Origin of the sequence: Marinobacter sp. (assembly GCF_048266785.1) — a bacterium.
Lineage (GTDB): Bacteria > Pseudomonadota > Gammaproteobacteria > Pseudomonadales > Oleiphilaceae > Marinobacter.
This window is the reverse complement of the sequence record NZ_JBLWYX010000006.1, coordinates 90,655-116,702: the sequence shown is the minus strand read 5'-3', so window position 1 is coordinate 116,702 and position 26,048 is coordinate 90,655. Positions and strand designations below refer to the sequence as shown.

Below are 26,048 nucleotides of genomic sequence, written 5' to 3'. Positions count from 1 at the left end.
GGTTAAACCTCATTTTGTGCTTTTGCGTCCCCCTCTCCCCGGCCCTCTCCCGCCACGGGAGAGGGAGTCGCCGAGCCAAACCGGGAGTTGCCTTTTAGCCCCTCTCCCCCTGCGGGAGAGGGGTTGGGGAGAGGGGGCGCAGTATCAGCTTACGGTAAAGCTCTCACCACACCCGCACTCGGCGGTGGCGTTTGGATTGCGGAACTGGAACATGGAGTTCACGCCTTCGGTAACGAAGTCGATCTCGATGCCATTCACCATGGACAGGTGTTCCTCTTTTACAAACACGTCAACGCCATCAATGTGGAATATTCTGTCGTCTGCTGCGGCTTCGTCCACCCACTGGGTTTCGTATTTGAAACCGGAGCATCCGCTTTTTTTGATTGCCAGCCGAATGCCTTTGGCATTCGATGCTTTGTCGAGTTGCTTGCGCACGTGCTTGACGGCACTTGGCGTCATGGTGACGCCGACGGTCGGTGTGAAGACTTCAGCTGTCATGGTGTCTCCTCCATCAGGCAAATAAGCGCTGAACTTTTTGCAAGGCGGTAAATAATTGATCCACCTCGTCCGGTGTATTGTAGAACGCAAAAGAGGCCCTGGCTGTACCGGGAACTCCGTAGAAGGCCATTAGCGGCATGGCGCAGTGATGGCCGGTGCGAATAGCGATGCCTTGCTGATCCAGTAAAGTCCCTATGTCACTCGGGTGCAAGCCTTCGATTTTAAAGGACATTACAGGCACTTTTTGCGCTGCAGTACCGATAATGCTCATGCCCGGAACAGTTTCAACCAGTTGGTTGGCGCGTTTCAGTAACGCGTTTTCGGCCGCTTCCATTGCCGCTCTGTCGAGGCGGTTCAGGTAGTCGATAGCAGCGCCCAGGCCTACGGCTTCGGCGATAGCTGGCGTGCCTGCCTCAAACTTGTAGGGCAGGACATTCCAGGTTGTGCGCTCGAACGATACCCGCTCAATCATCTCGCCGCCGCCCTGGTATGGGGGCATTTCTTCCAGCAGAGCGGCCTTGCCATAAAGCACGCCAATCCCCGTTGGGCCAAACAGCTTGTGGGACGAGAACACGTAAAAGTCGCAACCCAGTGCCTGTACGTCCGGCTGGAAGTGGGGAACCGCCTGCGCGCCATCAAGCAGGGTAATGACGCCGCGAGCCTTGGCCTGGCTCACCATCTCTGCAACGGGATTGATGGTGCCCAGAACGTTGGAAACGTGGGTGATGGCCAGTATGCGGGTGCGATCGCTCAGCAGGCTGTTGAACGATTCCATATCCAGTTCGCCTTCTGGCGAGATCTGAATCGGCACCACTTTTGCGCCAGTGCGCTCGGCGATCATCTGCCAGGGCACGATGTTGGCATGGTGCTCCATGCGGCTCACCAGAATTTCATCGCCGGCCTGGAGCCTCGGAGCCAAGCCATTCGCCACCAGGTTAATGGCCTCGGTGGTGCCCTTGGTCCAGATAATCTCCTGTGTGCTGCGTGCATTCAGGAAGCTGCGCACGGTTCCCCGGGCGCCTTCAAATGCAGCTGTGGCGCGGTCTCCCAGGGTGTGCGCGCCCCGGTGTACGTTGGAGTGCATTTCCCGGTAATAGCGATCCATGGCATCCAGAACAGCGAGTGGCTTTTGCGCCGACGCTCCGTTGTCCAGGTACACCAGCGGTTTCCCGTTCACCTGTTGTGACAGAATGGGGAAGTCCCGGCGAATGGCTTGTACATCAAACGCCTTGTGGTGGGTCGCTGTGTTTACCATGGACAGGTCGTTCATACGGTCAGACCTCCTGAAATGCTTGATCAAAGAACTGATTGAGGCGGGCTTGTACCGTCTCTTTTACAGCCTCCACCGGAACCTGGGCCACCAATTCGTTAATGAACGCCATGGTCAGCAGCACGTTAGCGTCCCGGCGGCTGATGCCCCGTGATACCAGATAAAAGAGAGACTCTTCATCGAGCTGACCGATGGTCGCGCCGTGGGCACACTTGACGTCATCAGCGTAGATTTCAAGCTCTGGCTTGGTGTCGATTTCTGCGCCAGTGGTCAGCAGCAGGTTCTTGTTGTTCATATTCGCGTTGGATTTCTGTGCATCCGGGTGAATATGAATCCGACCGTTGAACACAGCGTGAGACTTATCCGCCGCGATGTTGCGATAGGTTTCTTCGCTGTTGCAGTGTGCCGCTATGTGCTCAATGGTGGTGTGGTTGTCGTAGTGCTGGGTGCCTTGGGTGACGACTACGCCGTTGAGTTTGCACTCAGCGCCTTCGCCTTCCAGGCGTACCTGCAGATCGTGACGACGAAGCGGGCCGCCAAAACCCACGCAGTGACTTTCAAATCGTGAACTACGCTGCTGCCGAACACCGGTGGCGCCAATGTGCTGTACGTTCTCGCCATCCATGTTCAGGCGAACATTGGTAACCTGAGCGCCTTCGGCAAGAGTGAACTCGGTTACGGTATTAACCATGACCGCTTCCTGCCCGCTGGAGATGTACTCTTCTACCAGAGTCATCTGGCTGTTGCGGCCTGCATCCACAAAAATACGTGGAAAGGCAGATCCGCTGGCGCCTGCGGTGACCTCGTGAATGATAAACAAAGGCTGATCAAGAACCGCATCCGGTTTCAGGCGAATGACCAGGCCGTCTTCAAAACGTGCCGAGTTCAGACATGCCAACTGCACGGTCTTGCGGTTCAGAGTGCTATCCAGGCGTTCGGCCAGTTCGCTGGCTTCTGTGTCTGAAAGGTCGCCAAAACGCTGAATGAGGATGTTGTTCAAGTCCGGATAGTCGCTGGCCTCTGGCATAATCACGCCATTGATAAACACCACCTTGTAGCCCGGAACTGCCAGCGCGCTGCCGGCTTTACCGTCTACGGGCAGTGATATAGCCATCTCGTCGGTCAGCTTCAGGTACTTGCTGGAATACTTCCAGTTTTCCGTTTTGCGCGTTGGCAGAGGCATATCCACCAGGGCGGCACCGCGCTGCTTGCGCAATGCGAGGAGCGGCTCCGGTAGGGCCTGGCCAGCCGGATGCAGGAACGCGGTGGAAAGAAGAGTTGGTGCTGGTTTCATTCCTCGGTCTCCTTAATTGGCTGAGTCGGCTGCTGTTGCGTCGTCCTTGATGCCAAGCCAGCCATAGCCGCGCTCTTCCAGCTCCAGAGCCAGTTCGCGACCACCGGATTTTACGATTTTGCCATCGGCCAGAACGTGCACGTAATCCGGCACAATGTGATCGAGCAGGCGCTGATAATGAGTCACCATCAGGATGGCGCGGTCTTTGGAGCGGAGGGCGTTAACGCCGTCTGAAACGACTTTGAGAGCGTCGATGTCCAACCCGGAGTCGGTTTCGTCCAGAATGGTCAGTTTTGGCTTCAGCAATAAGGCTTGCATGATTTCGTTACGTTTTTTCTCACCACCGGAGAAGCCTTCATTTACGCCGCGCTTGAGGAATGCGGGGTCCAGGTCCACCTGTTTTGACACTTCCCGCGCCAACTTCATGAACTCAGCCGCATTCATTTCCGGCTCACCGTTATGGCTGCGCATGGCATTCATGGATGTGCGCATGAACTGCAGGTTACTGACGCCAGGAATTTCTACCGGGTACTGGAATGCCAGAAATACACCGTCCCGCGCCCGCGCCTCGGTTTCCTTTTCAAGCAGGTTTTCACCGTTCAGGGTGACACTACCAGAGGTGACTTCAAATGCGTCGTTGCCTGCGAGAACCTGGGCGAGCGTACTCTTGCCCGAGCCGTTCGGGCCCATGATGGCATGTACTTCTCCGGCCTTGATCTCCAGGTTGATACCCTTAAGGATCTCTTTTCCCTCAACGGATGCGTGCAGGTTTTTGATGCTCAGCATTTGTAGGCTTCTCTCTATTTTTACCGTCTGAATTCTGTTTGCTTATGCAATGCTTTGGGTTCGTGCCGCCTTAGCCGACAGACCCTTCAAGGCTCACCTCAAGAAGCTTGCCGGCTTCAACCGCAAACTCCATGGGAAGCTCCTTGAAAACTTCTTTACAGAAACCGTTCACAATCATGGAAACGGCTCGCTCCGGATCGATACCACGCTGACGGCACAGGAACATCTGCTCATCGCTGACTTTGGATGTGGTGGCCTCGTGCTCGACGATCGCGGATTTGTTCAGGCTCTCAATGTACGGGAAGGTGTGCGCGCCGCAGCGGTCGCCGATCAGTAGCGAGTCACACTGGGTGAAGTTACGCGCGCCCTCTGCACGGGGGCCGAACTTGACCAGGCCACGATAGGCGTTGGAGCTTTTCCCGGCTGAAATACCCTTGGAGATGATGGTGCTGGAGGTGTTTTTGCCCAGGTGAATCATCTTGGTGCCGGTGTCGGCTTGCTGGTAGTTGTGGGTGAGCGCCACAGAGTAGAACTCGCCAACGCTGTTTTCGCCGCGCAGGATACAGCTGGGGTATTTCCAGGTGATGGCTGAGCCGGTTTCAACCTGGGTCCAGGATACTTTGGAATTCTTGCCGATACAGGCCGCGCGCTTGGTCACGAAGTTATAGATGCCGCCTTTGCCGTTTTCATCGCCCGGATACCAGTTCTGTACCGTGGAATATTTGATCTGGGCGTCGTCCAGTGCAACCAGCTCCACCACGGCTGCGTGCAGCTGATTTTCATCGCGCATGGGGGCGGTGCAGCCTTCCAGGTAGCTAACGTAGCTGCCTTCGTCAGCAATAATCAGTGTGCGTTCGAACTGGCCGGTATTTGCCGCGTTGATGCGGAAATAGGTGGACAGCTCCATGGGGCAGCGAACGCCTTTGGGAACGTACACAAAGGTGCCGTCGGAGAACACAGCGGCGTTCAGCGCGGCAAAGTAGTTGTCAGTGTGAGGCACAACCGAGCCGAGGTATTTCTGAACCAGCTCGGGGTAGTCGCGCACGGCTTCTGAAATAGAGCAGAAGATAACGCCGGCTTTCGCCAGTGGCTCTTTGAAGGTGGTGGCTACCGATACGGAATCGAATACTGCGTCCACGGCCACGCCAGCGAGCTTTGCGTGTTCGTGCAGCGGAATGCCGAGCTTCTCATAAGTTTTCAGTAGCTCGGGGTCTACGTCATCGAGGCTCTGGGGCATGTCGTCTTTGCGCTTCGGGGCCGAGTAGTAGGAAATCGAGTTATAATCGATTTTCTCATAGCCCACATGCGCCCAGTCTGGCTCTTCCATCTCCAGCCAGCGACGATAGGCTTTGAGGCGCCATTCCAGCATGAATTCCGGCTCTTTCTTGATTTCAGAAAGGCGGGCGATAACGTCTTCGTTCAAACCGGGCTCGAACGTATCAACTTCGATTTCTGTCACGAAACCGTGTTCGTACTCCCGTTTGATCAGTTCGTTCACCTCTTGGTCGGTGGTCGCCATGATCGTCGCTCCGTATTCTCTCTCGCGGGCTCTGAGGCCCTTTGGTTTGCCGGCAACCAGGGTGGGTTGCGGGGGACTAATCTAATGCTTCTGGCACAGGATTGTACAATACCAGAGTAATTTAGTCAGGTATTAAATTATGGGAAAGCCAATTATATCGCAATACACCCGTCAGAGGCTAAGCCTGACGGGCGCAGAGCGCTTGGGTATGGGTTTATACGGAGTCCCAGGCTCGGTGGAGCCTTAGACTTCGGATGGCAGAATGCGGGTAAGGTAACTGTGCTGCAGCGAATCGGGAGTGTGCGGGGGGCGGAGTATGCGAACAATGTGACCGCTGCCGGGGGCGCAAACCATAGCGACGCCGTTCAGGTTTTCCATAACGGGTATCGCGAACAGCAGATTGCCGGATGGCGTAATCAGCTCAAGCTGGTCGCCAGGTGCGAACTTGTTCTTCACATTGATGGTCAGCCAGTTGCCGTCGTCATTGGTGATGGTACCCACTACCTGTTGTGTGCCCAGGTAGGACGAGCCCCTCTCGTAGGTCTGGTATTCCTGAGGCATGTGGCGGCGCAGGAAGCCTTCGGTGTAGCCGCGGTTGGATAAGGCCTCCAGCTCATTCATCAGGCCCATGTCGAAGGGCTTGCCTGTCGCTGCCTCATCAATGGCGCGGCGATACACCTGGGTGGTGCGTGCCACGTAGTAGGTGCTTTTGGTGCGCCCCTCTATTTTCAGTGAGTGCACGCCCATTGCTGCGAGTTCGGCCACATGCTGCACTGCCCGCAGATCCCGGGAGTTCATGATGTAGGTGCCGTGCTCATCCTCATAAGCGGGAATAAAGTTGCCTGGGCGGTTGGGTTCTTCGAGTAGTATTTCTTTCGGCTCGTAGTTGTGCACATCGCTGGTGGCTGACGTGGCGATCAGGTCGCCGGTGTGGTCGTGGGTATGCTGCACTTCCTTGTAGTCCCAGCGACAGGCATTGGTGCAGGCACCCTGGTTGGCGTCTCGGTGATTCATATAGCCGGAGAGCAGGCAGCGCCCGGAATAGGCCATGCACAGTGCGCCGTGAACAAACACCTCCAACTCCATTTGCGGAACGCGCTCACGGATGTCCCGGATTTCACCGAGGGCGAGCTCCCGGGACAGAATGACCCGGCTGATGCCCTGACGGCGCCAGAATTCCACGGTTGCCCAGTTTACGGCGTTGGCCTGCACCGACAGGTGAATGGGCTGGTCCGGCCATTTTTCCCGAACCAGCATAATCAGCCCTGGGTCTGACATGATCAGAGCATCCGGCTTGTATTCGAGCACCGGCTCCAGATCTCTCAGATAGGAGCGCACCTTGTCATTATGGGGCGCTATGTTCGAGACCAGATAGAACTGTTTACCCAGAGCGTGGGCGCGTTGGATGCCGGCGCCCAGCGCTGCAGTGTCTTTGAAACTGTTGTTACGTACCCGCAGGGAGTAGCGCGGCTGGCCGGCATAGACCGCATCCGCGCCATAGGCGAACGCGGTTTCAAGGTGCTCAAGGGTGCCGGCGGGTGCCAGCAGTTCCGGGATATTCATTGGGGGCTCCGGGTAAATCGGTGGCTGGCTATTTTGCCGCAAGCTATTGCGCTTTCCCTTGACCCTGCTCAAACGTCTTATTGATTATTTTCAGCTAACATGTGTACGCTGTACGCCGAACTGAATGGGTCGGTATTTATGAACAAGGAGAATCACAGAATGGGATTAGAGCCTCTGGGGCCAGAGGTGGTGCGGGTTTCACTGAGTAACAGAGTGAGTTCACTGATCAGTATTCAGCTTGCCCGGGGCAAGGTGGGTGTTGAAGTTGTGGCATCGCAGTTGCACATGAGCCGGTACACGCTTCACAAGAAACTGAAGCGGGAAGGATTAACCTTTGCCCGTTTGCTGGAAGATGTGCGCCGTAAGCAGGCGCTGACATACATGCAGGATAAAACCAAGCCGCTGGTGGAAATTGCCGAACAGCTTGGGTTTTCAGAATTGAGCGCATTCAGCCGGGCATTCAAGCGCTGGATGGGCACTTCGCCGGCTGAATATCGCTCTGTCAGGCTTTCCTGATCAGTACTTCTTGAACACCAAGGTTGCGTTGGTGCCGCCGAAGCCAAAACTGTTGCTCATAACGAGGTCCAGATTCTGGTTATCCATGCGCTCGCGCACGATTGGATAACCTTCTGCACCTTCATCCAGGTTCTCAATATTGGCTGAGGGTGCTATAAAACCGTCCCGCTGCATGATCATGCTGTAGATGGCTTCATGAACGCCGGCTGCGCCAAGGGCGTGGCCGCAGAGAGGCTTGGTTGAGCTCAGCGGCGGTATCTTGTCGCCAAAGGTCTTTTTCAGGGCTGTCAGTTCCGTAACATCACCGGCCGGTGTGCTGGTGCCGTGGGTGTTAATGTAGCTGATCTCGCCATCGAGGTTTTTCATGGCCTGCTGCATGCAGCGAATTGCGCCTTCGCCGCTGGGTGCAACCATGTCGGCACCGTCTGATGTGGCGCCAAAACCAACCAGTTCCGCAATGATATTCGCACCGCGAGCCTCGGCATGCTCCAAGGCTTCGAGCACCACGGTGCCACCGCCTCCGGAGATAACAAAACCATCACGGTCTTTGTCGTAGGTGCGAGATGCCTTACCAGGCGTATCGTTGTACTTGGTTGAAAGTGCGCCCATGGCGTCAAACAACAGGCTCAAGGTCCAGTGAATATCCTCGCCGCCGCCGGCAAGCATGACATCCTGACGACCAAGCGCAATCTGATCCGCAGCATGGCCGATCGCGTGGGCACTGGTGGCGCAGGCAGACGTAATACCGTAGTTGATGCCGGTAATGCCAAACGCTGTTGCGATAGAAGCGTTGATTGCGCTGCCCATGGTGCGGGGCACGCGATAAGGTCCAACCCGGCGTATGCCTTTGGCACGGTGGGTATCGATAGCGTCAAGCAGCTCGACCGTTGATGCGCCGCCGGTACCGAAAACGGCTCCGGTGCTGTTGGCCGTAAGATGCTCCTTACTCAATCCGGCCTGCTCAATGGCCTCGCAAGTTGCCAGGTACGTGTACGCCGCAGCCGGGCACATGAAGCGCAAAAGCTTGCGGTCAATCAATTCCGGCAGATTCAGATTGATCTGGCCGCAAACCTGGCTGCGCAGACCATTGTCACGGGCTTCTTCGCTGAAGCCGATGCCGGGTATGGACTCTCTCAGGGAGCGAGTTACTTCTTTCTGGTTAGTGCCGAGGCTGGAGACAATCCCCATACCGGTGATAACAACACGCCGCATCTTGCTAGCTCCTAAAAATCATCGGTGGAAGTGAATACGCCGACCCGCAGGTCTTTAGCCGTGTAGATTTCCCTGCCATCCACTTCCATGCGTCCGTCGGCAATGGCTAGCGTAAGTTTACGCTTGATTACACGCTTGATGTCGAGGTAGTAGCGCACTTTTTTGTTGGTGGGCAGAACCTGGCCAGTGAATTTCACTTCTCCGGCGCCCAGTGCGCGACCTTTGCCTTCGCTGCCGTCCCACGCCAGATAAAAACCTACCAGTTGCCACATGGCATCAAGGCCGAGGCAGCCTGGCATGACGGGGTCGTCGACGAAATGTACTTTAAAAAACCAGAGGTCCGGATTGATGTCCAGCTCTGCCACCAGGCTACCTTTGCCATAAAGGCCGTCGTCCGTCCCCACGTGGGTGACACGGTCAACCATCAGCATCTCATCTATGGGCAGCCGCGTGGCGCCCGGGAAAAGTTTGCCATGACCACACTTAATCAGGTCTTCTTTGTCAAAATGGTCCGGGTTCATAGTGCCATCGTCTCTGTTACAGAATGATTTATTGTTACTTTAGCTGTTATTTCGCGAGTCGCTATTGACCATTAGTGGATGATTAACGTTTAAGCGGTGCAGTTGCAAGTGCCAGATGGCCCTCAAGGGACGGAAAATAAAATAAAAAAAGGGCAGGCTCCCCACGACCCTGCCCTTTTTTAGTTGCGCCAGTAAAGTGCCGCGCGGTCTTTTAGCCTGCGCGGCCGTCAGGCCTGGGGCTTGCAAGTATTTTTGTGTAGCGCACCAGAAACATGCCGTAGGCGAACATCCAGAGCAGGCTACTGCTGCCGATCCCGGAATGCCATGGAATAAAATCAAACGCGGTAAGCACACGGATCAAAGCCGCCAACTGAATGGCAACAAACGCGATAACCATGCCTTTGGGCAGCACTAACGGCCGGCCAGTGTGGCCGAGGGTCACCCGGGCGATAACCCCCAGAATAAGGCAGCTGATAGCACCTGTGCCCGCTGCGTGGCTCCACGCGTTGGACGGCCAGCCTGCGAAAAGCGTGCCCGCGAGAAGGTACAGGGAAACCGGCACCCAGAGAATGGAGAGGTGAAGAACCCACAGCAAGGGCTCCTTGCGAGTAAGCCAGCCTTTCCAGTTGACCAGGCGTACCAGCGTGAGGGTGCCGGCTATGATTGCAAGAATACCCGTGAGCGTTTGCCAGCCTGTCACCAACGATGCGGTAAGCAAAACCATCGAAAACAGCGTCGCCATATCCAGCGCCGGAATGGTTTTTACGGCGCTGGCATCCAGCCCGCGCTGGCGCAGCCAGCCGGTTGTGAACGCTGGAGTGATGCGCCCACCCACAATACTGATAAGCGCCATGGCGATAATCAACGCACCATGGCTGTAAGCCATATCTAGGCGGGTAACAAACCCGATTTGCATCAGCCACAGCAAGCCCAGAACCACCAGGATCATAAGCTGACGTTTTTGCTTTGCCTGCCAGACACGCCATCCGGCGTCCAGCATCACCAGCGGCAGGAAGGCCAGGTTAAAGCCCTGAACCAGCCAGTCAGGCAAGTCCGCACCGAGGGCCAGAAGCAATCGCCCTGCCAGCCATACGCTCCATAGCAGCACAAGCCGGAAGCCATGGGTGCGCTCAGTCTGAGTCCAGACGCAGACAGCGGTCAGCAAAAAACCGGCAATAGCGGCAGACAGAAAACCGAACAGCATCTCGTGCTGGTGCCAGAACAGCCCCGGCATAGCCAGAGGTAGGCTAATGACACCGGTTACCTGCAAAACCCAGAGAGGGATGACCAACAGCGCCAGTAACGTCATCGACAAAAAGAAAATGCGGAATGGATAGCCGAAAAGCTGACTGACACTGGCGGAATTGGCCTGAGCGGATGTAGGAATAGCCTGCATGTTGGTTCCTGCTAATACATATATGTTAGTTATATGTTAAACGTCTGCGGCCAGAAATAACATACCCGCTTGGTGGTATCTTTGCGTACAATGCCGCTATCGTTTTGATTCACAATGGAATGATTTATGAGCACATACGTGATCCTGAAAACCCTTCACATGTCCACAGCTTACCTTACTGTAGTGCTATTCACGCTGCGGCTGCTGCTCGACGCTGTGGGAAGGCCCGGCTGGCGCCAGACTCCGCTGCGCTGGATTCCCCATGCAAACGACACTGTGTTGTTGGTAGCAGCCATCAGCCTGCTATTTGTTGGCGGCTGGAATCCGCTGGAGCAAGGCTGGATTCTGGCCAAAATCGTGTTGTTGCTGGGCTACATCGCTGCCGGGCTGTTCGCGTTGAAAGTCACCGTGTCACGCCCCGTGCGTGTTGTTGCGGCCCTTTTGGCCCTGCTCCAGGTGTCATTCATCTTCCACCTTGCGATGACCAAACCCGTTCTGTTCTGATTTGGTGTAGCTGATTAGCTCGGCAAGTTGGCCCTGCACCTCTCGTAGCTGGCGCGTAATCTCATCGCGCTCATCGTGAGCCTGCTGGGCCTGCCTGGCATTCTGCTCCTCGCTCATAACCTCCAGAATCGCACCGATCATCATGTTCAGAAAAACAAACGCCGTCAGAAAAATAAAGGTCAGGTAGTAGATCCAGCTTAGTGGGTACTGCTCCATGGTCGCGTACATCACATCGGTCCAGTCCTCGAACGTAGCCACCCGGAACAGCGTGAGCATCGATATCGCGACATCGCCCCAGAGCTCATCGTCAACACTGGCAAAGAACATGGAGCCCATGGCTGCGTAGATATAGAAAATGATAAACATCAGAAGTGCGATGTAGCCCATGCGCGGAATGGCCTTGAGCAGAGAATTGATCAGGAAGCGCAGCTCAGGCACCACCGAGACCAGACGCAACACCCGAAAAACCCGCAGCAACCGCCCCAGCAAGACGGCTTCAGAGTTATCGAGAGGGATAAGGCTGCCAACCACCACAAGTGTGTCAAACAGGTTCCAGCCGTCCATCAGGAAGCGCCGTTTGACCGGGCTGGCGGCAAAACGGAACAGAATCTCGATCAGGAAAAACAGCGTGATCGCAGTATCCATCACGCTCAGGGATTGCTCTACCAGCGGCGGGAGATCATAGGTTTTGGCACCTATGGTCAGAGCCGACAGAATGATAATCGTGATGACCACGCCCTGAAAGAGCGTGCTGGACTCGATTCGGCGCAACTGGTTGAAGCCGGCAACGGGGGACATTTCCGGTGGCATGGTCTGTTCTGCTCCAGGTGAAATCGGGTGTGTGAATTCTAATGGCCCGGCCAGCGCTGGAACAGTGTTGTTACAGAGATTTCAAGAAACGCTCATCAGTCACCCTACGGAGTTGGTGAGCCCGTGCCGCCTCCCTGTTTGTGTTTGCGGTTGAGCGGGTAGAACAATTGCGGTGATGCCAGTTCCGGCAAATCGGTTTGTTCCTGATTTGCCGCCCACTCGACCCGTTCGGCTGAACGAATGGCGTAATGCATCCAGGCCAGTGCGGCAGCGGCAATGATGAACATCAGCATAAAGCAACTCTGCCAGATACCGGTAAGGTCGTTCAGAACCCCGAAGGTCAGTGGCAGGATAAAACCGCCTAACCCGCCAATCATTCCGACCACGCCACCGACAGCGCCAACATGCATGGGGTAGTAAACCGGGATGTGCTTGTATACGGCGGCTTTACCGAGGGACATGAAAAAACCCAGGGTGAAAATCAGCACCACGAACACCGGCAGACTCATTTCCAGCGTGAAGCGCACATCGCCGTCTATGCCATGTATCACATAATCTGTAGGTGGGTAGCTCAGGAGGAAGGTGCAGATAACGGATGCGATAAATGTCCAGTACATCACACGCCTCGCGCCAAAGCGGTCGGACATCCAGCCGCCCAGAATGCGAAACAGGGAGGCTGGAATCGTATAGAGGGCGGCGATCATGCCGGCGGTTCGGATGTCGAGCCCGTAAACGCCAATCAGATAGTGTGGCAGCCATAGTGCCATAGCCACAAAAGCCCCGAACACGAAAAAGTAGTAAAGCGAAAAGCGCCAGACCCGTGGATCCCTCAGCGGCTCCATCTGCTCCATAAACGAACGTTGTTGCTCGTCTTCTTTACGACTGGCAGAAACCGGATCTTCTTTTGCCAGCAGGATAAAAACAACGCCCATAACCGCCAGCACCGAGGCATAGATCTGGGCGGTGGTCTCCCAACCAAAAGCTACCAGCAGAAAGGGTGCGCCGAAGTTGGTTACTGCGGAACCGACGTTGCCTGCGCCAAAGATACCCAGAGCCGTGCCCTGGCGAGCGGGCTCAAACCAGGCGGCGGTATAGGCGACGCCTACGATAAACGCGCCACCGGCAAGGCCAACCCCCAGAGCTCCGACCAGTAGCATCAGATAGGTAGTGGCAAAGGTCAGCAGGTAAACACAGGCTGCCGTAGTCAGCATGAGTATGCCGAACACCCAGCGCCCACCATAACGATCCGTCCAGATACCAAGGAACAGCCGGCTGATTGAACCGGTCAGGATGGGTGTGGCCATAAGCAGGCCAAGCTGGGTGTCTGAAAGGCCCAGATCTTCCGCAATGCGGATGCCGATAATGGAAAAAATCGTCCAAACTGCGAAGCAAAGCGTGAACGCCAGTGTGGAAAGGCCAAGTGCGCGATGCTGCTGTGACCTGGTTGGCAAGATCATCGTGACGGCTCTCCCTGTTTGCATCTACCGATCTGTATTCATGATCTTTGTAACCTTACCAAAACCCGGTTTTTCCGGGTGAGAGCATTGGAGGTACCTCCTGCAGGGTGAGCTGGTGGTAGGCGCTGACAGGGATTTGCCGTGAGGGGGTAGGGCGCTGATTGCTCTGGTGGGGTACCCGGTGTCGATTTTGACTTTAGTCAATCATGCGCAGCTATAGAGTGTGGGCTAATGCTGACCAATATCAATTGGCGCGCTGCCTGAACGAGGCATTACCGCCTTCGGAGACTGCTATGAAAATCATGATTGCCTACGACGGCTCCAGGAACGCAAAGCTGGCTCTGGTCCAGACGATTACGATGTTTCGCGAGCTGACACCGCAGATCACCCTGGTGGCTGTGGCGGAAAACCCCAGAGACATCACTGCCGGTAACGAGGACATGTTTCAGGAAGAGATATCCGAACTCAGGCAGATGCTTATTGAAGCGCAGACAGTTTGCGAGAAAGAGGGGGTTGCCTCAGAAACACTGCTTCTGGAGGGCGATGCCCGAAAGATGCTGCTTTATGCCGCGGACAACAAGGTTAAGCCCGGCATGCTTGTCATCGCTCGTCACAGTGAAGAGGTGGACGGCGGCCTGATTGCCCGTTCGCTGAACTACTTTGTGGACGAACTGGATTACATGACATTCGGCAAAGTCAGCTCGTTTCTGGCGCGCCGGGTGCAATGCCCGCTACTTATCCTGCCCAGCTGCTAACAGCCACTGGCACTGAAAGAACTGGAACTCCCCGGAGGCTTAAATGAGAGTCGCAGACGTATTCGGTTTCAAGAATCCAGAGATCAAGGCCCTGCACCTGACCTGGATTGCGTTTTTTATCACATTCTACGTGTGGTTCAACATGGCGCCGCTGGCGTCCAGCATGCTCAAGAGTGTCGACTGGCTGACCCCGGACGACCTGCGCTTGTTTGCCATCTGTAACGTGGCACTGACGATCCCTGCCCGTATCCTTGTGGGCATGGCTCTTGACCGCTTTGGCCCGCGCCGGGTGTTTTCGATACTGATGGTTCTGATGTCCATTCCGGCCCTCACCTTCGCCTTTGGTGACACCATGACCCAGCTGCTGGTCAGTCGTCTGGTACTCAGCTCTATCGGCGCCAGCTTCGTGGTAGGTATCCACATGACAGCCATGTGGTTCAAGCCTCGCGATATCGGCTTTGCAGAAGGTTTCTACGCAGGCTGGGGCAACTTCGGTTCCGCCGCAGCGGCGCTGACACTTCCGACCATCGCTTTGCAGATGTACGGTGGCGATGACGGTTGGCGCTGGGCTATTGCCCAGAGCGCTATCGTGATGGCGCTTTACGGCGTGTACTACTGGTTTGCTGTTACCGATGGCCCTGTAGGAACCGTGCACCGCAAGCCACGCAAAGCGACCGCATTGGAAGTCAGTACCTGGGGCGATATGGTAAAGCTGATTCTGTGGACCATTCCCCTGATTGGCGTTCTGGCTATTCTGGTTTGGCGCATCGAGAACATGGGCTACCTGAGTTTGACCGGTGCGATTATTGCCTACGCAGTCATCGTTGCGATCGTCTGCTACCAGATTGTGCAGATTCTGCGCGTGAACCTGCCCATCCTGAGAAAAGGCGTGCCGGAAGACGACAAATACCCGTTCAACAGTGTTGCCGCGCTGAACAGTACCTACTTTGCCAACTTTGGTGCTGAGCTTGCGGTTGTTTCGATGCTGCCGATGTTCTTCGAGGAAACCTGGAGCCTGACAGCCGCTGCTGCAGGCATGGTTGCAGCGTCCTTCGCTTTTGTGAACCTGGTTGCCCGCCCTATGGGTGGCATGGTTTCCGACCGTATGGGTAACCGCCGCTTTGTTATGCTCAGCTACATGTTTGGTATTGCAGTTGGTTTCGCGCTGATGGGCCTGCTCAACTCCAGCTGGCCGCTGATCATTGCTGTGGGTATCACTGTGTTCACCTCCTTCTTTGTGCAAGGCGCAGAAGGTGCAACCTTCGGAATTATCCCATCGATCAAGCGCCGCCTGACCGGGCAGATTTCAGGTATGGCAGGCGCTTACGGTAACGTGGGTGCTGTGGTTTACCTGACCATTTTCACTTTCGTAACACCTAACCAGTTCTTCTTCATCATTGCTGGCGGCGCTTTTGTGAGCTGGTTGCTGTGCCTGATGTGGCTGAAAGAACCTGAGTCTGGCTTTGCCGAAGAGTATGAGGTGTCTTCTGTAGACCTTCAGATCGAAGACGAAGAGCGCGCACGCCAAGTGGCACTTGGCAAAGCGTGATGCCGGGCTATTGAAGTAATAAAGCCAGTACCCAAGCCCCGCCGGGAGTGATCCCGGCGGGGCTTTTCGGTTGGTAAAAGGGTGTTACTCAGCCAGCTCGGCCTCAAGCCATGCCCAGGCATCCTTTTCCCGGTCTGCCGGGAAAGTCCGCATGTCGATATCCGGGAAAAACGGGTTCATGGAATCAATAATCTTCCGCATCCAGCCAGGCGCCCCGACAATGGCGTAACGCTCTACTTTTTCCATGGCAGAAAGCTTCATTGAGAAGAGACCGCTCTGCATGAGAATAGACGGATCGAAGCCGCCGAAATGCGTCATCCGATTGAGTAATCGCACCTTGCTTTGACCCGCAAAGAAGTCCTCCAGTTTCCTGATCACGCCAGGCATTTCCTCTGACGACATTACACCGTCTACTTCAAAGGCGAGTACGGTGTCCTTGGTGGTTGGCAGAAAGCGGATGGAGGTTTCCTTACTTGCAGGCGTGCCGGACGTATCTGCTGCCCACTTGAGCGCTTCCTGGCTCTGGCTGGAAGGGAAAACCCTCACTTCTAACATCGGGAACAGCTGTTGCAGGAAGGACGCAAGCGTTTGTGGCCACTCCTTATCTGATACAAAGGCACATCGGTTCAGTTGGCTTAGGTGGCTGAATAGCTCCATGTCGGCTTTGGCGCCTTCGATCAGCGCGTGAGCACTTATGTCAGACAGAGTTGTGAGGTCGACATAAATGCCGACCTGTGGATGTTTTTGCAGCTTGTTCTGGAAAATACGTTGGTATTCCTGAATGCCCTCACCGGTTAGTTTCCCATCAAGCGATAAGGCAATCACATGATCTGGAGCGGAGACTTGCTGCAACATTGTTTTATCCTCTTTTTGGTTGAGCAGGTGTGGCTTTATAAGAGTGTATGACATCCAAAGACTATTTGTTCAGAGTTGCGCAAGCCCAAAAAAAGTCCACCGAGGAGAACCCTGACGGACTTTTCTGTTTACCTGATGTGCTTGTGTGGCTTAGCTGAAACCTGCTTACGGATTCTTGATGTAAGCATCCTTGCGCAAGTAGAACCACCAGTTCACCACCAGACAAAGCGCGTAGAACACTGCGAAGCCATACATGGCGATTTCCGGAGTGCCTGCCTGAATCTGCTGGCCTAGCAGCTTGGGCGCGATGAATGCACCGTAGGCCGCGATGGCGCTGGTCCAGCCCAGTACCGGACCTTTCTGCTGCTGGTTGAAGATAAAGCCAATGCTGCGGAAGGTGGAGCCGTTGCCAATGCCGCTGGCAGCGAAGATCACGATAAACAGAATCATGAATACCACGAACAGGCTGTTGGGGTCGGTGGAGTTGTAGGCCAGCATCATCACATAACCAGTAGCCACGGAAGCGACGACCATGATGGCGGAGATGATCTGGGTGACAATGGAACCACCTACCTTATCGGAAATCCAGCCACCCACAGGCCGAATCAGAGCTCCCACCAAGGGCCCAATCCAGGACCAGGTCAGGGCGCTTGGCGCATCCGGGTTCACCACACGGGTAACGGTGCCGTCTGCGGCCACGTCCATCATGTTGCCGAAAATAACGCTGATGGACAGGGGCAACGCAGCAGAAAAGCCAATGAAGGTGCCGAAGGTCAGAATGTACAGCACGGTCATGGACCAGGTGTGCTTGTTGCTGAAGATCGCAAACTGGTTCTTGATGTTGGGTTTGATATCACCGGGGATCAGGCGCAGCAGAACCACGGTCAGAATGATGGTCAGCGGCAGGGCCAGCCACATGCTCATGATGCTGAGCGCCCAGACTCCGATTATGGCCGTCAGCATGCCAACACCATACAGGCCGAGAATCTTGCCGAAAGCAGCAGCAGGACTGCCTGGGTTCGGGGTGACGACTTTCAGGTTGTTCATACCGAACCAGCCAGCGAACGCCAGCGGAATCAGGAAAACCAGCCAGATGAAACCTGCGTTCTGAATCCAGGTGTCGGTGCCGGCTTCAATGCGGCCAATCAGGGTGCCACTGGGGGATTGAAGCGCCAACGGATCACCGGCCAGAGCGCCGAAAACGCCGGCGGTCATCACCAGTGGGATCAGTACCTGCATGGTAGTCACGCCGAAGTTGCCGAGGCCAGCGTTCATTCCCAGGCCGTAGCCCTGTTTGCTCTTCGGATAGAAGGAGCTGATGTTGCTCATGGAGCAGGCGAAGTTGCCGCCACCGATACCGGAGAGAAGTGCAAGGGCCTGGAATACGATGAACGGCGTGTCTGGATTCATCAGAGCAATGCCGGTGCCCGCGGCGGGGATCATCAACAAGGCTGTGGTCAGGAATATGGTGTTACGCCCACCGGCAATCTTGATCATGAAGGACGCCGGTATCCGCAAGGTGGCGCCAGACAGACCGGCAATGGCCGAGAGGGTAAAAAGCTGTTCAATGCTGAAGGCGAACCCCAGGTTCTTCATCTGGGTGGTGATCATTCCCCACATCAGCCATACCGCAAACCCCATCAACAGGCTGGGAATGGATATCCACAGGTTGCGGGAGGCAACGTGTTTGCCTTCCTGTTCCCAGAATTCTTCACTTTCGACATCCCAGTGCTCGATGTCGGCGTTGGTTTTAGCCATAACAGTACTCCTCGGTTAGCGTGCCCTGTGCCGCATTGGGCGCGGTTTCCGGGCTTCCCGACACCATTGTGCAAAGTGAAGTACCTGTTCAATCATGACATTTATCAAGGCAAAGGTTGTGCGAAGACAGGTCTATTAAAAGTCATTCAAAATGTAAGGGTTTGTGGTATTTAAATCTTTATTTTTCAAATGGATGTGAGAGGAATATCACCAAATGGGTAATCATATTCGCGATTGGCGCAGGAGAGGTAGCCACTCATTTCCTGCGGTTTTTCGCATGCTTAGCGAGAATGCAGAGCCTCAAGGTTACCCACAAATAGGCCAATGCCCAGAAGCTGGCCGAGAGCCATAGCAACTCAGGTGCGCCGAAGGGTGATTCACCGGCCATAAACCGAGTGGTAGCAGCTCCCACGACAAGCGCTGCGACAGGAAAGACCTCACCTGCAGCAGGTGCTTTGCGATGGCTTCGTTGCCAGGCCAGGCGAAGCATCACGCTGGTAGATAAAGTACCCAATGCCCCGATCGTAATCAGGTGCAGCGACGGAGCCAGCGCTGTGCCGCGCAGCAGCGCAATGCCGGTAGCCAGGGTGCCAATGGCAAGCCAGAGATAACCGGCCGCCAGAACCAGCAAATCCGGCCGCTCCGGGCATAGCCAGAGCTTCCAGCGCAGGGTGCGCAGGGTGATAAGGCCTGCCGCGACCACCAGCAGGCTGCCGGTGATCGGGTTCGCGGCGGGAAATGCCACCAGAAAAACCGAGCAACCCAACACAACAATCAACATACCCTCAATACGCGGCTGAACGCGAGCCTCCAGAGGTACGCCTTTCTTTTCCAGAGTGCCTGCGACCGCCGGCGCTATGATTCGCCCTGCCATAAACGTCATCAGCAGTAGCAGCCCCGTGATAGCGGAATGCATGAGCCTGAATGGGCCAGGCCACCGGTGTGTGTGCGGCAAATTCACTGCCGTAGAGAGCCAGAAAGCGACCGCAAGCAGGCAGATCAGCAGGATGAGAGGGCCGACCATCTTGTTGCGCCATTTTTTTGCAGCGTTAAAGCGCGGCACCACATGCCAGGCGAGCAGCAGAGCAAATGCAGGGCCCAGAAGCTGGGCCAGAAAGGTGTCCGGAAAGAAAATCCAGCTCAGTCGTGCTGCCAGCCAGAGAGCAAAAAGCGGATAAAGCACCGCAGCAGTTTGAGGGCCGAGGGTGTAACCCGCCACCAGGGCCAGCGCAAAACCGAAAATCAGTTCGTGCCCATGCCCAGCACCTAGCAGCCCCGCAGGCCAGCCGGTTCCGGACCAAACTGCCCATATTGAAAGCGGAACCGATATTGCGGCCAGCAGGCTTGCGGCAGGGAAAAACAGCCAAAAAGCCTGAGGTTTTTGTTTACGCCTGTTGTCTGACTTGTTCAAGATCATCCCGGTCAATTGACGGTTTGGCGTGAGGCGCCTAAAAAGAATAAATGAAAGCCATAATAATATTGCAGACGCAGTCTCGGGAGGCAAATGTCTCCGCCAGAGACAAAGGAGATCCATCATGAACGTTTCAAGCTTGCTTAAACTGCCGTTTTCCAGCAATGGAGGTTGGGGCGAACTTCAGCGTAGACAGCTTTCCATACCCATGCTCGCCTGGTTCATTGTGGTACCCATGTCGCTTTTGCCGCCCGTGATGCTTTACTACGCCGGAACCCATTACGGCGATGACTTCATTGCCGGGTTCGCAGGTAAGGAGTGGCGCTTCATTACCACCATTCTTTTTCTTGCGGAATTGCTGACGTTTTTTGTGATGGGGTGGCTGATTCATGCCGTGGCGGAAAGCCACAAGTTGGAAGTCAGTTACAACAACGCTTATCTGCTTGCCGCCATTGCACCGCTGCCACTGTGGCTTTCGTCGCTGGCGTTGCTTGTGCCCTCCGTGGCATTCAGTGTGATCGTTGTCCTGGCCGCGATGGCGCTGTCATGCACTCTGGTATACCAAGGCCTCAGATCCGTATGTGGTCGCACTCAGGACGACGTTCTCACCATGTCCGCAACCTACACCATTATGGCGGCGTCCTTGCTTGCCTGGGTTCTCCTGTTGGCTATGGTTTGGGCGTACTGATTGTGGCGCTTGAGGTCAGTTGGCCTGCGGGGCGGTGAAAAGCCCCGCATGATCAATAAACTGGCCTTGCCCCCGGTTATTCATGGCGTTCTTCATGGTTTCGGGGATGGAGATTTTTTCAAAGGTTTCCGGATGGACTGCCACGCCAATCATTTCGCCCTTGGCCAGGAACTGTCGAGTCTGCGCGTTGCGAATGATTGTAGTCAGCTCGAAGGAAGTGTTGCCCAGGTGGGTTGTGCTAACGGATAGTTCCAGTTTGTCACGATAGCGGGCAGGCGCTTTCCACTCAATGGTAAGTTTGACCACCTGATAGTCAAAAACGCTTTCCAATAAAGGCTCCTGAGCACCGACAAAGTAAAGGAACTCGGTGGCGGCCAGCTCAATGTAATCCCCATAACGGGCGTTAAAAACCACTTGTTGGGCATCACATTCGCTGTACCGAACCTGCATGAAATACCTGAACGGCTTATCAGCAGAGGGCTCATATTCAGGCGTTTCCCGTATTTGCGTCATCGCTGCTTTCCTTGTTCTTGAGAATAATGCGCTTACCAGATGTCGATCATTGGGCGCCGCCGGCCGTGTCTTGCCCCTAGCTTTTCACGGACTTGAGACCCCACACAATCCAGCTTTGGGTCTCGAAAGGGTCGATCACCGCATCAATTTCCCGCGGTTGGCGATCAGTAGCTTGTTGAAGTTCGCACATGCCTCTTCCTGTTTCAGTTATCGAATTGCCCGTGACGGCCCGCAGATCACACAGCAATGACAATTCAAGGCCGCCTGCCACCGCATAGCCCGATATAGCTGCGATCACCGGTTTGCTTAGTGCCATGCGGGTAGGGCCCATGGGGCCGTATTCTTTGCCTTCAGGATCAATGCTGTTGCGGGTTTCGGGGTCATGCATTGCTGTCAGGTCGGCACCGGAGCAGAAGGTACCATTAGCGCCCCAAAGCACAGCAACCCGCAAGTTGGCATCTGCCTCGAAGTGCTCGAACGCAGCATAAAGTGCCTCGGCGGTTGGTCGATCTACGGCATTCTTTTTATGCGGACGATCAATAATAATGGTGCAGATGTGATCTTGTTCTTCGATACGAACGGCAGGGGTGCTCACGCTAGAGTCTTCCTGTAAATGAAAACTGGTTCAGTGTATCAGGAAGAGTAGCACGCTTATTAATTGCTGCAATCACGCAGTGTAAGGCAGTACACCAACGTAAATAGCGCTGAAATGGCAGGCGCTACCGCCGATCACGCTGAGTAATACGCTGTTCGTCAGTATTTTATTGCACCGGTTTTGAGCCGGGAGAAGGTTGCAGGTACTACGCCTAGCCATGAAGCAAGCTGGTTGTCCGGTACGCGCTTTACCAGCTCCGGATACTCTTCAAGCAGCAGTTGATAACGCTCCTTTGCCGACATGGTGTGCTTGCGAAATTCTCGCATACTGGCCAACTCCGCCAGCTCTTCGGTCAGGGCCATTGCAAACTGGGGCCAGAGGCCTTCGCCATGGGACTGAATGGCAGCGCGAAACGCGGCAAAATCGGCAACCCAAACGGTGGCGGGTGTGACTGCAGTGAGGCAAAGCGTATTGCGCACTGTGCGGCTGCGCCCGAATACCGGCCAGACCATGTCGCCTTCGGTAAAGAAGTGATGCACCGCCACCTTGCCGCTGGGGGCTTCCCGGAACAGGCGCATAATGCCGTACTGGATCAGGTACACGTTGGCCCAAGGCGTGTCGTGTTTTTCCATTTGGGCTTCGGCATCGACCCGGCGCTGATGAAACAGCCGGGTCAGATCGCTCAAAAATATTGTGTCCGGGTTGTCCTGTTTTTCGTTCAGTCTTATTCCGAATACGCGGCTCAGACCGTTGAGCAAGGCCACGGACTGTGGGGCCGGATCCTGCTGGATGATTTCCGGATTGTCCTCTCCCAGCATGCAGGGAGAGGAAGACACGTTGGGTTTGAGAGTGCGGGTCATTGCGTTAGTGCCGTTGAAATATGTGTCAATTATCCTAACAGAAAGATGTTAACGGAAATGACTTAAATCATTAAGGCATTTTCACCTACTCGATATAGGCTCAGTGGCTGGTCCCTTCTTCGTAGTTGATCTTGTTCCATACGTTGTACTTTCCGGATGGCTTGTTCATCGGGATGCGTTTTTCTTCCTCCAGGGTGTCGGCGTCGTATACGATCACCGCGCCTTCTTCGTCCCAGATGCTCAGTAGCAGTTTTTTGCCGTAGCGATCGAATTCAACATGGGCGGCTACTTTGCCTGGGGCAGGCTGGAGGGTTTTTACGATTTCCAGAGTCTGTTTGTCGATAACATGGACTTTGTCTTTGTTGGGGCCGAAGAAGACGTCTACCCAAGCGTAGCGTGAGTTCTCGTGGCTGCGCATGAAGAAGCCAGGACCGGCGGTTTCCAGGGTTTTGATGACTTTCCAGGTATCCATGTCGATGATGGAAACGGCACCTGTGCGGAAGTGGGGGGTGGCCATTACGCGGGTGCCCTGGTAGTCCCAGGTAATGCCGGAACCCAGGTGGGGCATGCCGGGCAGGGGCAGATTGGCGATGGTTTTTCCGGTATCCATGTTGATCACCAGTCCGTGTTTGCCATCGCGGGCAGCGCCGATAAGGTGTTCGTAGCCAGGGTCGAAGAAGAAGTCGTCAAGCCAGGTGTCGGTTTGCATTCTGCGTACCTTTGCCCGGTCGTTTTCTACCGTGATCTCCCAGGCTTCCGGAATGTCTTTCAGGGCGGCGATGAAGCTGTTCCGGGGTGGTGCAGCGTAAACGGCACTTACCCTTGAGCTTTCCTTGGCGTCGTTTTGAACCGGAATGATTTCCAGCAGGTCGAGGTTTTTCGCGTCGAACAGCACCAGTGTGTGGGGCAGGTAGTTGGCCGCCATTACATGGTCGCCATCGGCGGAGACGGCAATGTTGCGCATGTTGATACCGGCGCGGATTTCTGCAACGACTTTGAGGTTGTAGAGATCGTACTTGGTGATCCAGCCATCGCGGGAACCGAAGTAAACGTAGCGGCCATCGGGGCTGTATTTGGGGCCGCCGTGCAGGGCGTAGCGGCTGGCGAAGCGGTGGATGGGTTCCATGCTGTCGCCGTCAAGCAGGGTTACGTGGTGATCGCCGATTTCCACGACCAGAAACAGATTCATCATGTCGGCGTCATAAGCCGGTTTGTCCGGGAGCGAGCCTGTCGGGTGGGGCAACAGATGGCTGGCGGCAATTTCGTTTTTGCCCCATACGGGCTCTTGTGCCGGTGGCTGGTAGATGTATTCAGCCAGGGCGGTCACGGATTCGGCGTTCAGTGTATCGGCAAAGCCCAGCATCTGGGTGGCTGGCCGGCCGTTACGAATGGCGTCTTCAGCCTGATCTTTTTTCAGGCGCGAAAGATTTTCCGGAAGCAAGGCCGGGCCCATGCCGCCGAGCCTGTCGCTGCCGTGGCAGCTTGCGCAGTGTTGCTGGTACAGGGCTTCGGTTTGCGCATCGGTGTTGGCAGCAATCAGGGGTGAGGCCAGTAGGCCTGCGGTCAGCATCAGGGTTTTAAGAGTCTGTTGCATCGAGTTTCCAGTTTGGATCGTTGGTAATGTTTCAAGTCTCGTTTTCTAGGCGGGGCGCTGTGTCGCAGTGGCAGCAGCCGGCCCTATTAACGCGCTGTTCCAGCCTGCCTGGGCCGGTTGCGCGAGTTTTTCGGCCAGTTGCACCACTTCGCCAACAATGATCAGTGTGGGTGGCTGAAAGCCTTCCATTTTGATGGTTTCTTCCAGGTTTTTAAGAGTGGTCACGGCCATGTGCTGTTGTGGGGTCGTGCCACGCTCGACCAGCGCCACCGGGCAGTCGTCAGACAGGCCATTGGCAACCAGCTCCCGTACGATGGTGGGTGCGTTATGCAGGCCCATGTAAAACACGCGGGTTTGGCCCGGAGCAGCCAGAACTTTCCAGTTCAGATCCAGTGCGTGGTCCGCTTTGCGATGCCCGGTTACGAAGGTCACGCTTTGTGCATAATCCCGGTGCGTCAGGGGAATGCCGCAGTAGGAGGCGCAGCCGGCTGCGGAGGTAATGCCGGGCACGACCAAAAAGTCGATGTCGTTATCCACCAGAAACTCGGCTTCTTCACCGCCACGGCCGAAAATGTATGGGTCGCCGCCTTTTAACCGCACGACGCGGCGTTGTTTTACCGCCAACTGTACCAGAAGCTCATTGGTGTCTTCCTGAGCCACATAATGGCAGCCGCTGGCTTTGCCTACGTGGATTCGTTCGGCGCGCGGGTTCACCAGTTCCATGATCTGTGGCGACACCAGCCGGTCGTAAACGATGGCGTCCGCCTGCTGGATCAGCATCAGGGCTCTGAGGGTCAGCAGCCCGGGGTCTCCGGGACCGGCGCCCACAATGGCAACTTCTCCGGCGCGCAAGGGCTGTTCCGCCAACTGGAATTCCACCAGGCACTTCTTTCTCTGGCTGATTGTCATGCTGCGTTCCTTACAGATTGTTGACTGGAATTTCGACCACCGGGGTGGCGACGCGCCTGGGCATATCGATAACACCAATCTCTTCATTAGTGAGGTAACAGCCGGGATCTTCTTCCCAGAAGTCACCGGAAACGTTGTAGGCCCTTACCCGGGTGTTGCCGTTGCAGATGGCCAGGTACTGGCATTGAGCGCAGCGGCCTTTCACCGGCCGTGGCTTCTGTCGGAAGCCCCGCATTAGCGGGTCACCTGCTTCTGACCAGATTCGCGAAAAGGGTTTTTCACGCACGTTGCCAAGGTTGTAGTCCCACCAGAACGTATCGGGATGGACGACGCCCAGGTTGTCGATGTTGGAGACGTTCTGGCCGGAGGAGTTGCCACCCCAGTTAAGCAGCCGTTGCTCCAGGGCCGGCACCTGATCCGGATAGTGTTCTGCGGCCCATTGAAGCAGGAAAGGCCCATCAGCATCGTTATTGCCGGTCACGTATTCGCGCTCGATACCACGCTTCAGCTCTTCGTGGCAGTGGTTGAACAGCAGGTTCATCGCGTCCCGGGTCATGTCATACCAGGCATCGCGCTTGCGGTTGCGACCGCCACGGCCGGAATAGTTCAGGTGCGAGAGGTAGAACTTGTCGATGTCATGCTCGTCCAGCAGTTTGAGCATGTCTGGCAACTGTGTTGCGTTGTCTTGTGTGAGGGTGAAGCGCAGGCCCACTTTAATACCGGCATCTTTGCACAGCTTGACCGCTTTCATGGAGGCGGCAAAGGCGCCTTTTTTCTGGCGGAATTCGTCGTGGGTTTCTTCCAGCCCGTCAATGCTGATGCCCACGTAATCGTAGCCGGCGTTGGCGATCTGCTGAATGTTGTCCTCGGTAATCAGGGTGCCGTTGCTGGACAGGCCCACATAAAAGCCCATGTCTTTGGCACGACGTGAAATCTCGAAAATATCCGGCCGCATCAGTGGCTCCCCGCCGGAAAGAATCAGCACCGGAACGCCGTAAGCTTTGAGGTCGTCCATCACGGTATAGACCTCATCGGTGCTCAGCTCGCCCTTGAAATCTATATCTGCAGAAATCGAATAGCAGTGCTTGCAGGTTAGGTTGCAGCGGCGGATCAGGTTCCAGATTACCACTGGGCCGGAGGGTTTGGGGATGGCTCTCACCGGGGCCGGATTCGTCAGGCTTTTTATGTAGCGGGTCATTCTGAACATGGTGCTTC

General features: G+C 55.5%; 25 protein-coding genes. 5 read left to right on the top strand and 20 right to left on the bottom strand.

The genetic code is table 11. The annotated features are described in order from the left end of the window. Nucleotides 1–144 precede the first annotated feature (144 nt). The 6 genes from ACN0V1_RS10900 to yegQ form a co-directional block, all read right to left on the bottom strand. Nucleotides 145–498, bottom strand: coding sequence for a HesB/IscA family protein (locus ACN0V1_RS10900; protein ID WP_417545015.1), 354 nt, complete (start codon nucleotides 496–498; stop codon nucleotides 145–147). A 13-nt stretch (nucleotides 499–511) separates the two neighbouring features. After that, complete coding sequence (locus ACN0V1_RS10895; RefSeq protein WP_417545014.1) at nucleotides 512–1,768, bottom strand: aminotransferase class V-fold PLP-dependent enzyme; 1,257 nt, start codon at nucleotides 1,766–1,768, stop codon at nucleotides 512–514. Nucleotides 1,769–1,772: 4 nt separating this feature from the next. Beyond that, nucleotides 1,773–3,062 (bottom strand): Fe-S cluster assembly protein SufD, encoded by a 1,290-nt coding sequence (gene sufD, locus ACN0V1_RS10890; RefSeq protein WP_417545013.1) that lies wholly within the window; start codon nucleotides 3,060–3,062, stop codon nucleotides 1,773–1,775. Nucleotides 3,063–3,074: 12 nt separating this feature from the next. After that, nucleotides 3,075–3,848 (bottom strand): Fe-S cluster assembly ATPase SufC, encoded by a 774-nt coding sequence (sufC, locus tag ACN0V1_RS10885; protein WP_417545012.1) that lies wholly within the window; start codon nucleotides 3,846–3,848, stop codon nucleotides 3,075–3,077. 70 nt (nucleotides 3,849–3,918) lie between these two features. Next, entirely contained in the window at nucleotides 3,919–5,367 is a 1,449-nt protein-coding gene (sufB, locus tag ACN0V1_RS10880) for a Fe-S cluster assembly protein SufB (protein WP_291949571.1), read from the bottom strand. 243 nt (nucleotides 5,368–5,610) lie between these two features. Next, complete coding sequence (gene yegQ, locus ACN0V1_RS10875) at nucleotides 5,611–6,930, bottom strand: tRNA 5-hydroxyuridine modification protein YegQ (protein WP_417545011.1); 1,320 nt, start codon at nucleotides 6,928–6,930, stop codon at nucleotides 5,611–5,613. A gap of 159 nt (nucleotides 6,931–7,089) precedes the next feature. Between yegQ and ACN0V1_RS10870 the strand changes: the two genes are divergently transcribed. Then, nucleotides 7,090–7,446 (top strand): helix-turn-helix transcriptional regulator, encoded by a 357-nt coding sequence (locus ACN0V1_RS10870; RefSeq protein WP_144778009.1) that lies wholly within the window; start codon nucleotides 7,090–7,092, stop codon nucleotides 7,444–7,446. On the opposite strand, the gene fabB is transcribed toward ACN0V1_RS10870, so the two are convergent. The 3 genes from fabB to ACN0V1_RS10855 form a co-directional block, all read right to left on the bottom strand. Further along, nucleotides 7,447–8,658 carry a beta-ketoacyl-ACP synthase I gene (gene fabB, locus ACN0V1_RS10865; protein WP_417545010.1) on the bottom strand — a complete coding sequence of 404 codons (1,212 nt, stop codon included), beginning with the start codon at nucleotides 8,656–8,658 and terminating at the stop codon, nucleotides 7,447–7,449. It lies immediately after the preceding gene. Nucleotides 8,659–8,669: 11 nt separating this feature from the next. Next, complete coding sequence (fabA, locus tag ACN0V1_RS10860) at nucleotides 8,670–9,179, bottom strand: bifunctional 3-hydroxydecanoyl-ACP dehydratase/trans-2-decenoyl-ACP isomerase (protein WP_144778011.1); 510 nt, start codon at nucleotides 9,177–9,179, stop codon at nucleotides 8,670–8,672. A 211-nt stretch (nucleotides 9,180–9,390) separates the two neighbouring features. Beyond that, entirely contained in the window at nucleotides 9,391–10,575 is a 1,185-nt protein-coding gene (locus ACN0V1_RS10855; RefSeq protein ID WP_417545009.1) for an NnrS family protein, read from the bottom strand. A 126-nt stretch (nucleotides 10,576–10,701) separates the two neighbouring features. On the opposite strand from ACN0V1_RS10855, the gene ACN0V1_RS10850 reads away from it, so the two are divergent. Continuing rightward, on the top strand, nucleotides 10,702–11,079 hold the full coding sequence (locus tag ACN0V1_RS10850) for a SirB2 family protein (protein ID WP_291948976.1): 378 nt from the start codon (nucleotides 10,702–10,704) through the stop codon (nucleotides 11,077–11,079). Here ACN0V1_RS10850 and ACN0V1_RS10845 read toward each other — a convergent pair. Continuing rightward, a complete protein-coding gene (locus tag ACN0V1_RS10845; RefSeq protein ID WP_417545008.1) occupies nucleotides 11,035–11,889 on the bottom strand; it encodes an ion transporter in 855 nt (284 codons plus the stop codon). The two genes, ACN0V1_RS10850 and ACN0V1_RS10845, sit on opposite strands and share 45 nt — an antisense overlap. A 104-nt stretch (nucleotides 11,890–11,993) precedes the next feature. Further along, nucleotides 11,994–13,346, bottom strand: a complete 1,353-nt coding sequence (locus ACN0V1_RS10840) for an MFS transporter (RefSeq protein ID WP_417545007.1) — start codon at nucleotides 13,344–13,346, stop codon at nucleotides 11,994–11,996. 293 nt (nucleotides 13,347–13,639) lie between these two features. On the opposite strand from ACN0V1_RS10840, the gene ACN0V1_RS10835 reads away from it, so the two are divergent. Together ACN0V1_RS10835 and ACN0V1_RS10830 are read left to right on the top strand one after the other, a co-directional pair. Beyond that, nucleotides 13,640–14,101: a universal stress protein gene (locus tag ACN0V1_RS10835; protein ID WP_417545006.1), complete on the top strand. Its 462-nt coding sequence runs from the start codon at nucleotides 13,640–13,642 to the stop codon at nucleotides 14,099–14,101. A 43-nt stretch (nucleotides 14,102–14,144) separates the two neighbouring features. Continuing rightward, complete coding sequence (locus ACN0V1_RS10830) at nucleotides 14,145–15,650, top strand: MFS transporter (protein ID WP_417545005.1); 1,506 nt, start codon at nucleotides 14,145–14,147, stop codon at nucleotides 15,648–15,650. A gap of 84 nt (nucleotides 15,651–15,734) precedes the next feature. Here ACN0V1_RS10830 and ACN0V1_RS10825 read toward each other — a convergent pair whose 3' ends face one another. The 3 genes from ACN0V1_RS10825 to ACN0V1_RS10815 all read right to left on the bottom strand — a co-directional run bounded on the left by ACN0V1_RS10825 (nucleotide 15,735) and on the right by ACN0V1_RS10815 (nucleotide 19,680). Continuing rightward, nucleotides 15,735–16,505 (bottom strand): STAS/SEC14 domain-containing protein, encoded by a 771-nt coding sequence (locus ACN0V1_RS10825; RefSeq protein ID WP_417545004.1) that lies wholly within the window; start codon nucleotides 16,503–16,505, stop codon nucleotides 15,735–15,737. A 165-nt stretch (nucleotides 16,506–16,670) separates the two neighbouring features. Further along, nucleotides 16,671–18,263, bottom strand: coding sequence for an antiporter (locus ACN0V1_RS10820; RefSeq protein ID WP_417545003.1), 1,593 nt, complete (start codon nucleotides 18,261–18,263; stop codon nucleotides 16,671–16,673). Between the two features lie 256 nt (nucleotides 18,264–18,519). Further along, nucleotides 18,520–19,680 (bottom strand): NnrS family protein, encoded by a 1,161-nt coding sequence (locus ACN0V1_RS10815; RefSeq protein WP_417545002.1) that lies wholly within the window; start codon nucleotides 19,678–19,680, stop codon nucleotides 18,520–18,522. Nucleotides 19,681–19,798: 118 nt separating this feature from the next. On the opposite strand from ACN0V1_RS10815, the gene ACN0V1_RS10810 reads away from it, so the two are divergent. After that, a complete protein-coding gene (locus ACN0V1_RS10810; RefSeq protein ID WP_291951373.1) occupies nucleotides 19,799–20,362 on the top strand; it encodes a Yip1 family protein in 564 nt (187 codons plus the stop codon). Nucleotides 20,363–20,377: 15 nt separating this feature from the next. Here the strand turns inward: ACN0V1_RS10810 and ACN0V1_RS10805 are convergent, their stop codons facing one another. From ACN0V1_RS10805 to nirJ, 6 genes are all read right to left on the bottom strand, one after another. Next, the gene (locus ACN0V1_RS10805) at nucleotides 20,378–20,875 is read right to left on the bottom strand and encodes an acyl-CoA thioesterase (RefSeq protein ID WP_417545001.1); all 498 of its coding nucleotides are present in this window, start codon (nucleotides 20,873–20,875) and stop codon (nucleotides 20,378–20,380) included. A 76-nt stretch (nucleotides 20,876–20,951) separates the two neighbouring features. Continuing rightward, nucleotides 20,952–21,470, bottom strand: coding sequence for an enoyl-CoA hydratase-related protein (locus ACN0V1_RS10800; protein WP_417545000.1), 519 nt, complete (start codon nucleotides 21,468–21,470; stop codon nucleotides 20,952–20,954). Between the two features lie 158 nt (nucleotides 21,471–21,628). Next, on the bottom strand, nucleotides 21,629–22,330 hold the full coding sequence (locus ACN0V1_RS10795) for a Crp/Fnr family transcriptional regulator (RefSeq protein ID WP_417544999.1): 702 nt from the start codon (nucleotides 22,328–22,330) through the stop codon (nucleotides 21,629–21,631). 100 nt (nucleotides 22,331–22,430) lie between these two features. Next, the gene (locus ACN0V1_RS10790; protein WP_417544998.1) at nucleotides 22,431–23,924 is read right to left on the bottom strand and encodes a cytochrome D1 domain-containing protein; all 1,494 of its coding nucleotides are present in this window, start codon (nucleotides 23,922–23,924) and stop codon (nucleotides 22,431–22,433) included. Between the two features lie 45 nt (nucleotides 23,925–23,969). Continuing rightward, complete coding sequence (cobA, locus tag ACN0V1_RS10785; RefSeq protein ID WP_417544997.1) at nucleotides 23,970–24,833, bottom strand: uroporphyrinogen-III C-methyltransferase; 864 nt, start codon at nucleotides 24,831–24,833, stop codon at nucleotides 23,970–23,972. Between the two features lie 10 nt (nucleotides 24,834–24,843). Then, the gene (gene nirJ / locus ACN0V1_RS10780) at nucleotides 24,844–26,040 is read right to left on the bottom strand and encodes a heme d1 biosynthesis radical SAM protein NirJ (protein WP_417544996.1); all 1,197 of its coding nucleotides are present in this window, start codon (nucleotides 26,038–26,040) and stop codon (nucleotides 24,844–24,846) included. Between the last annotated feature and the right edge of the window lie 8 nt (nucleotides 26,041–26,048).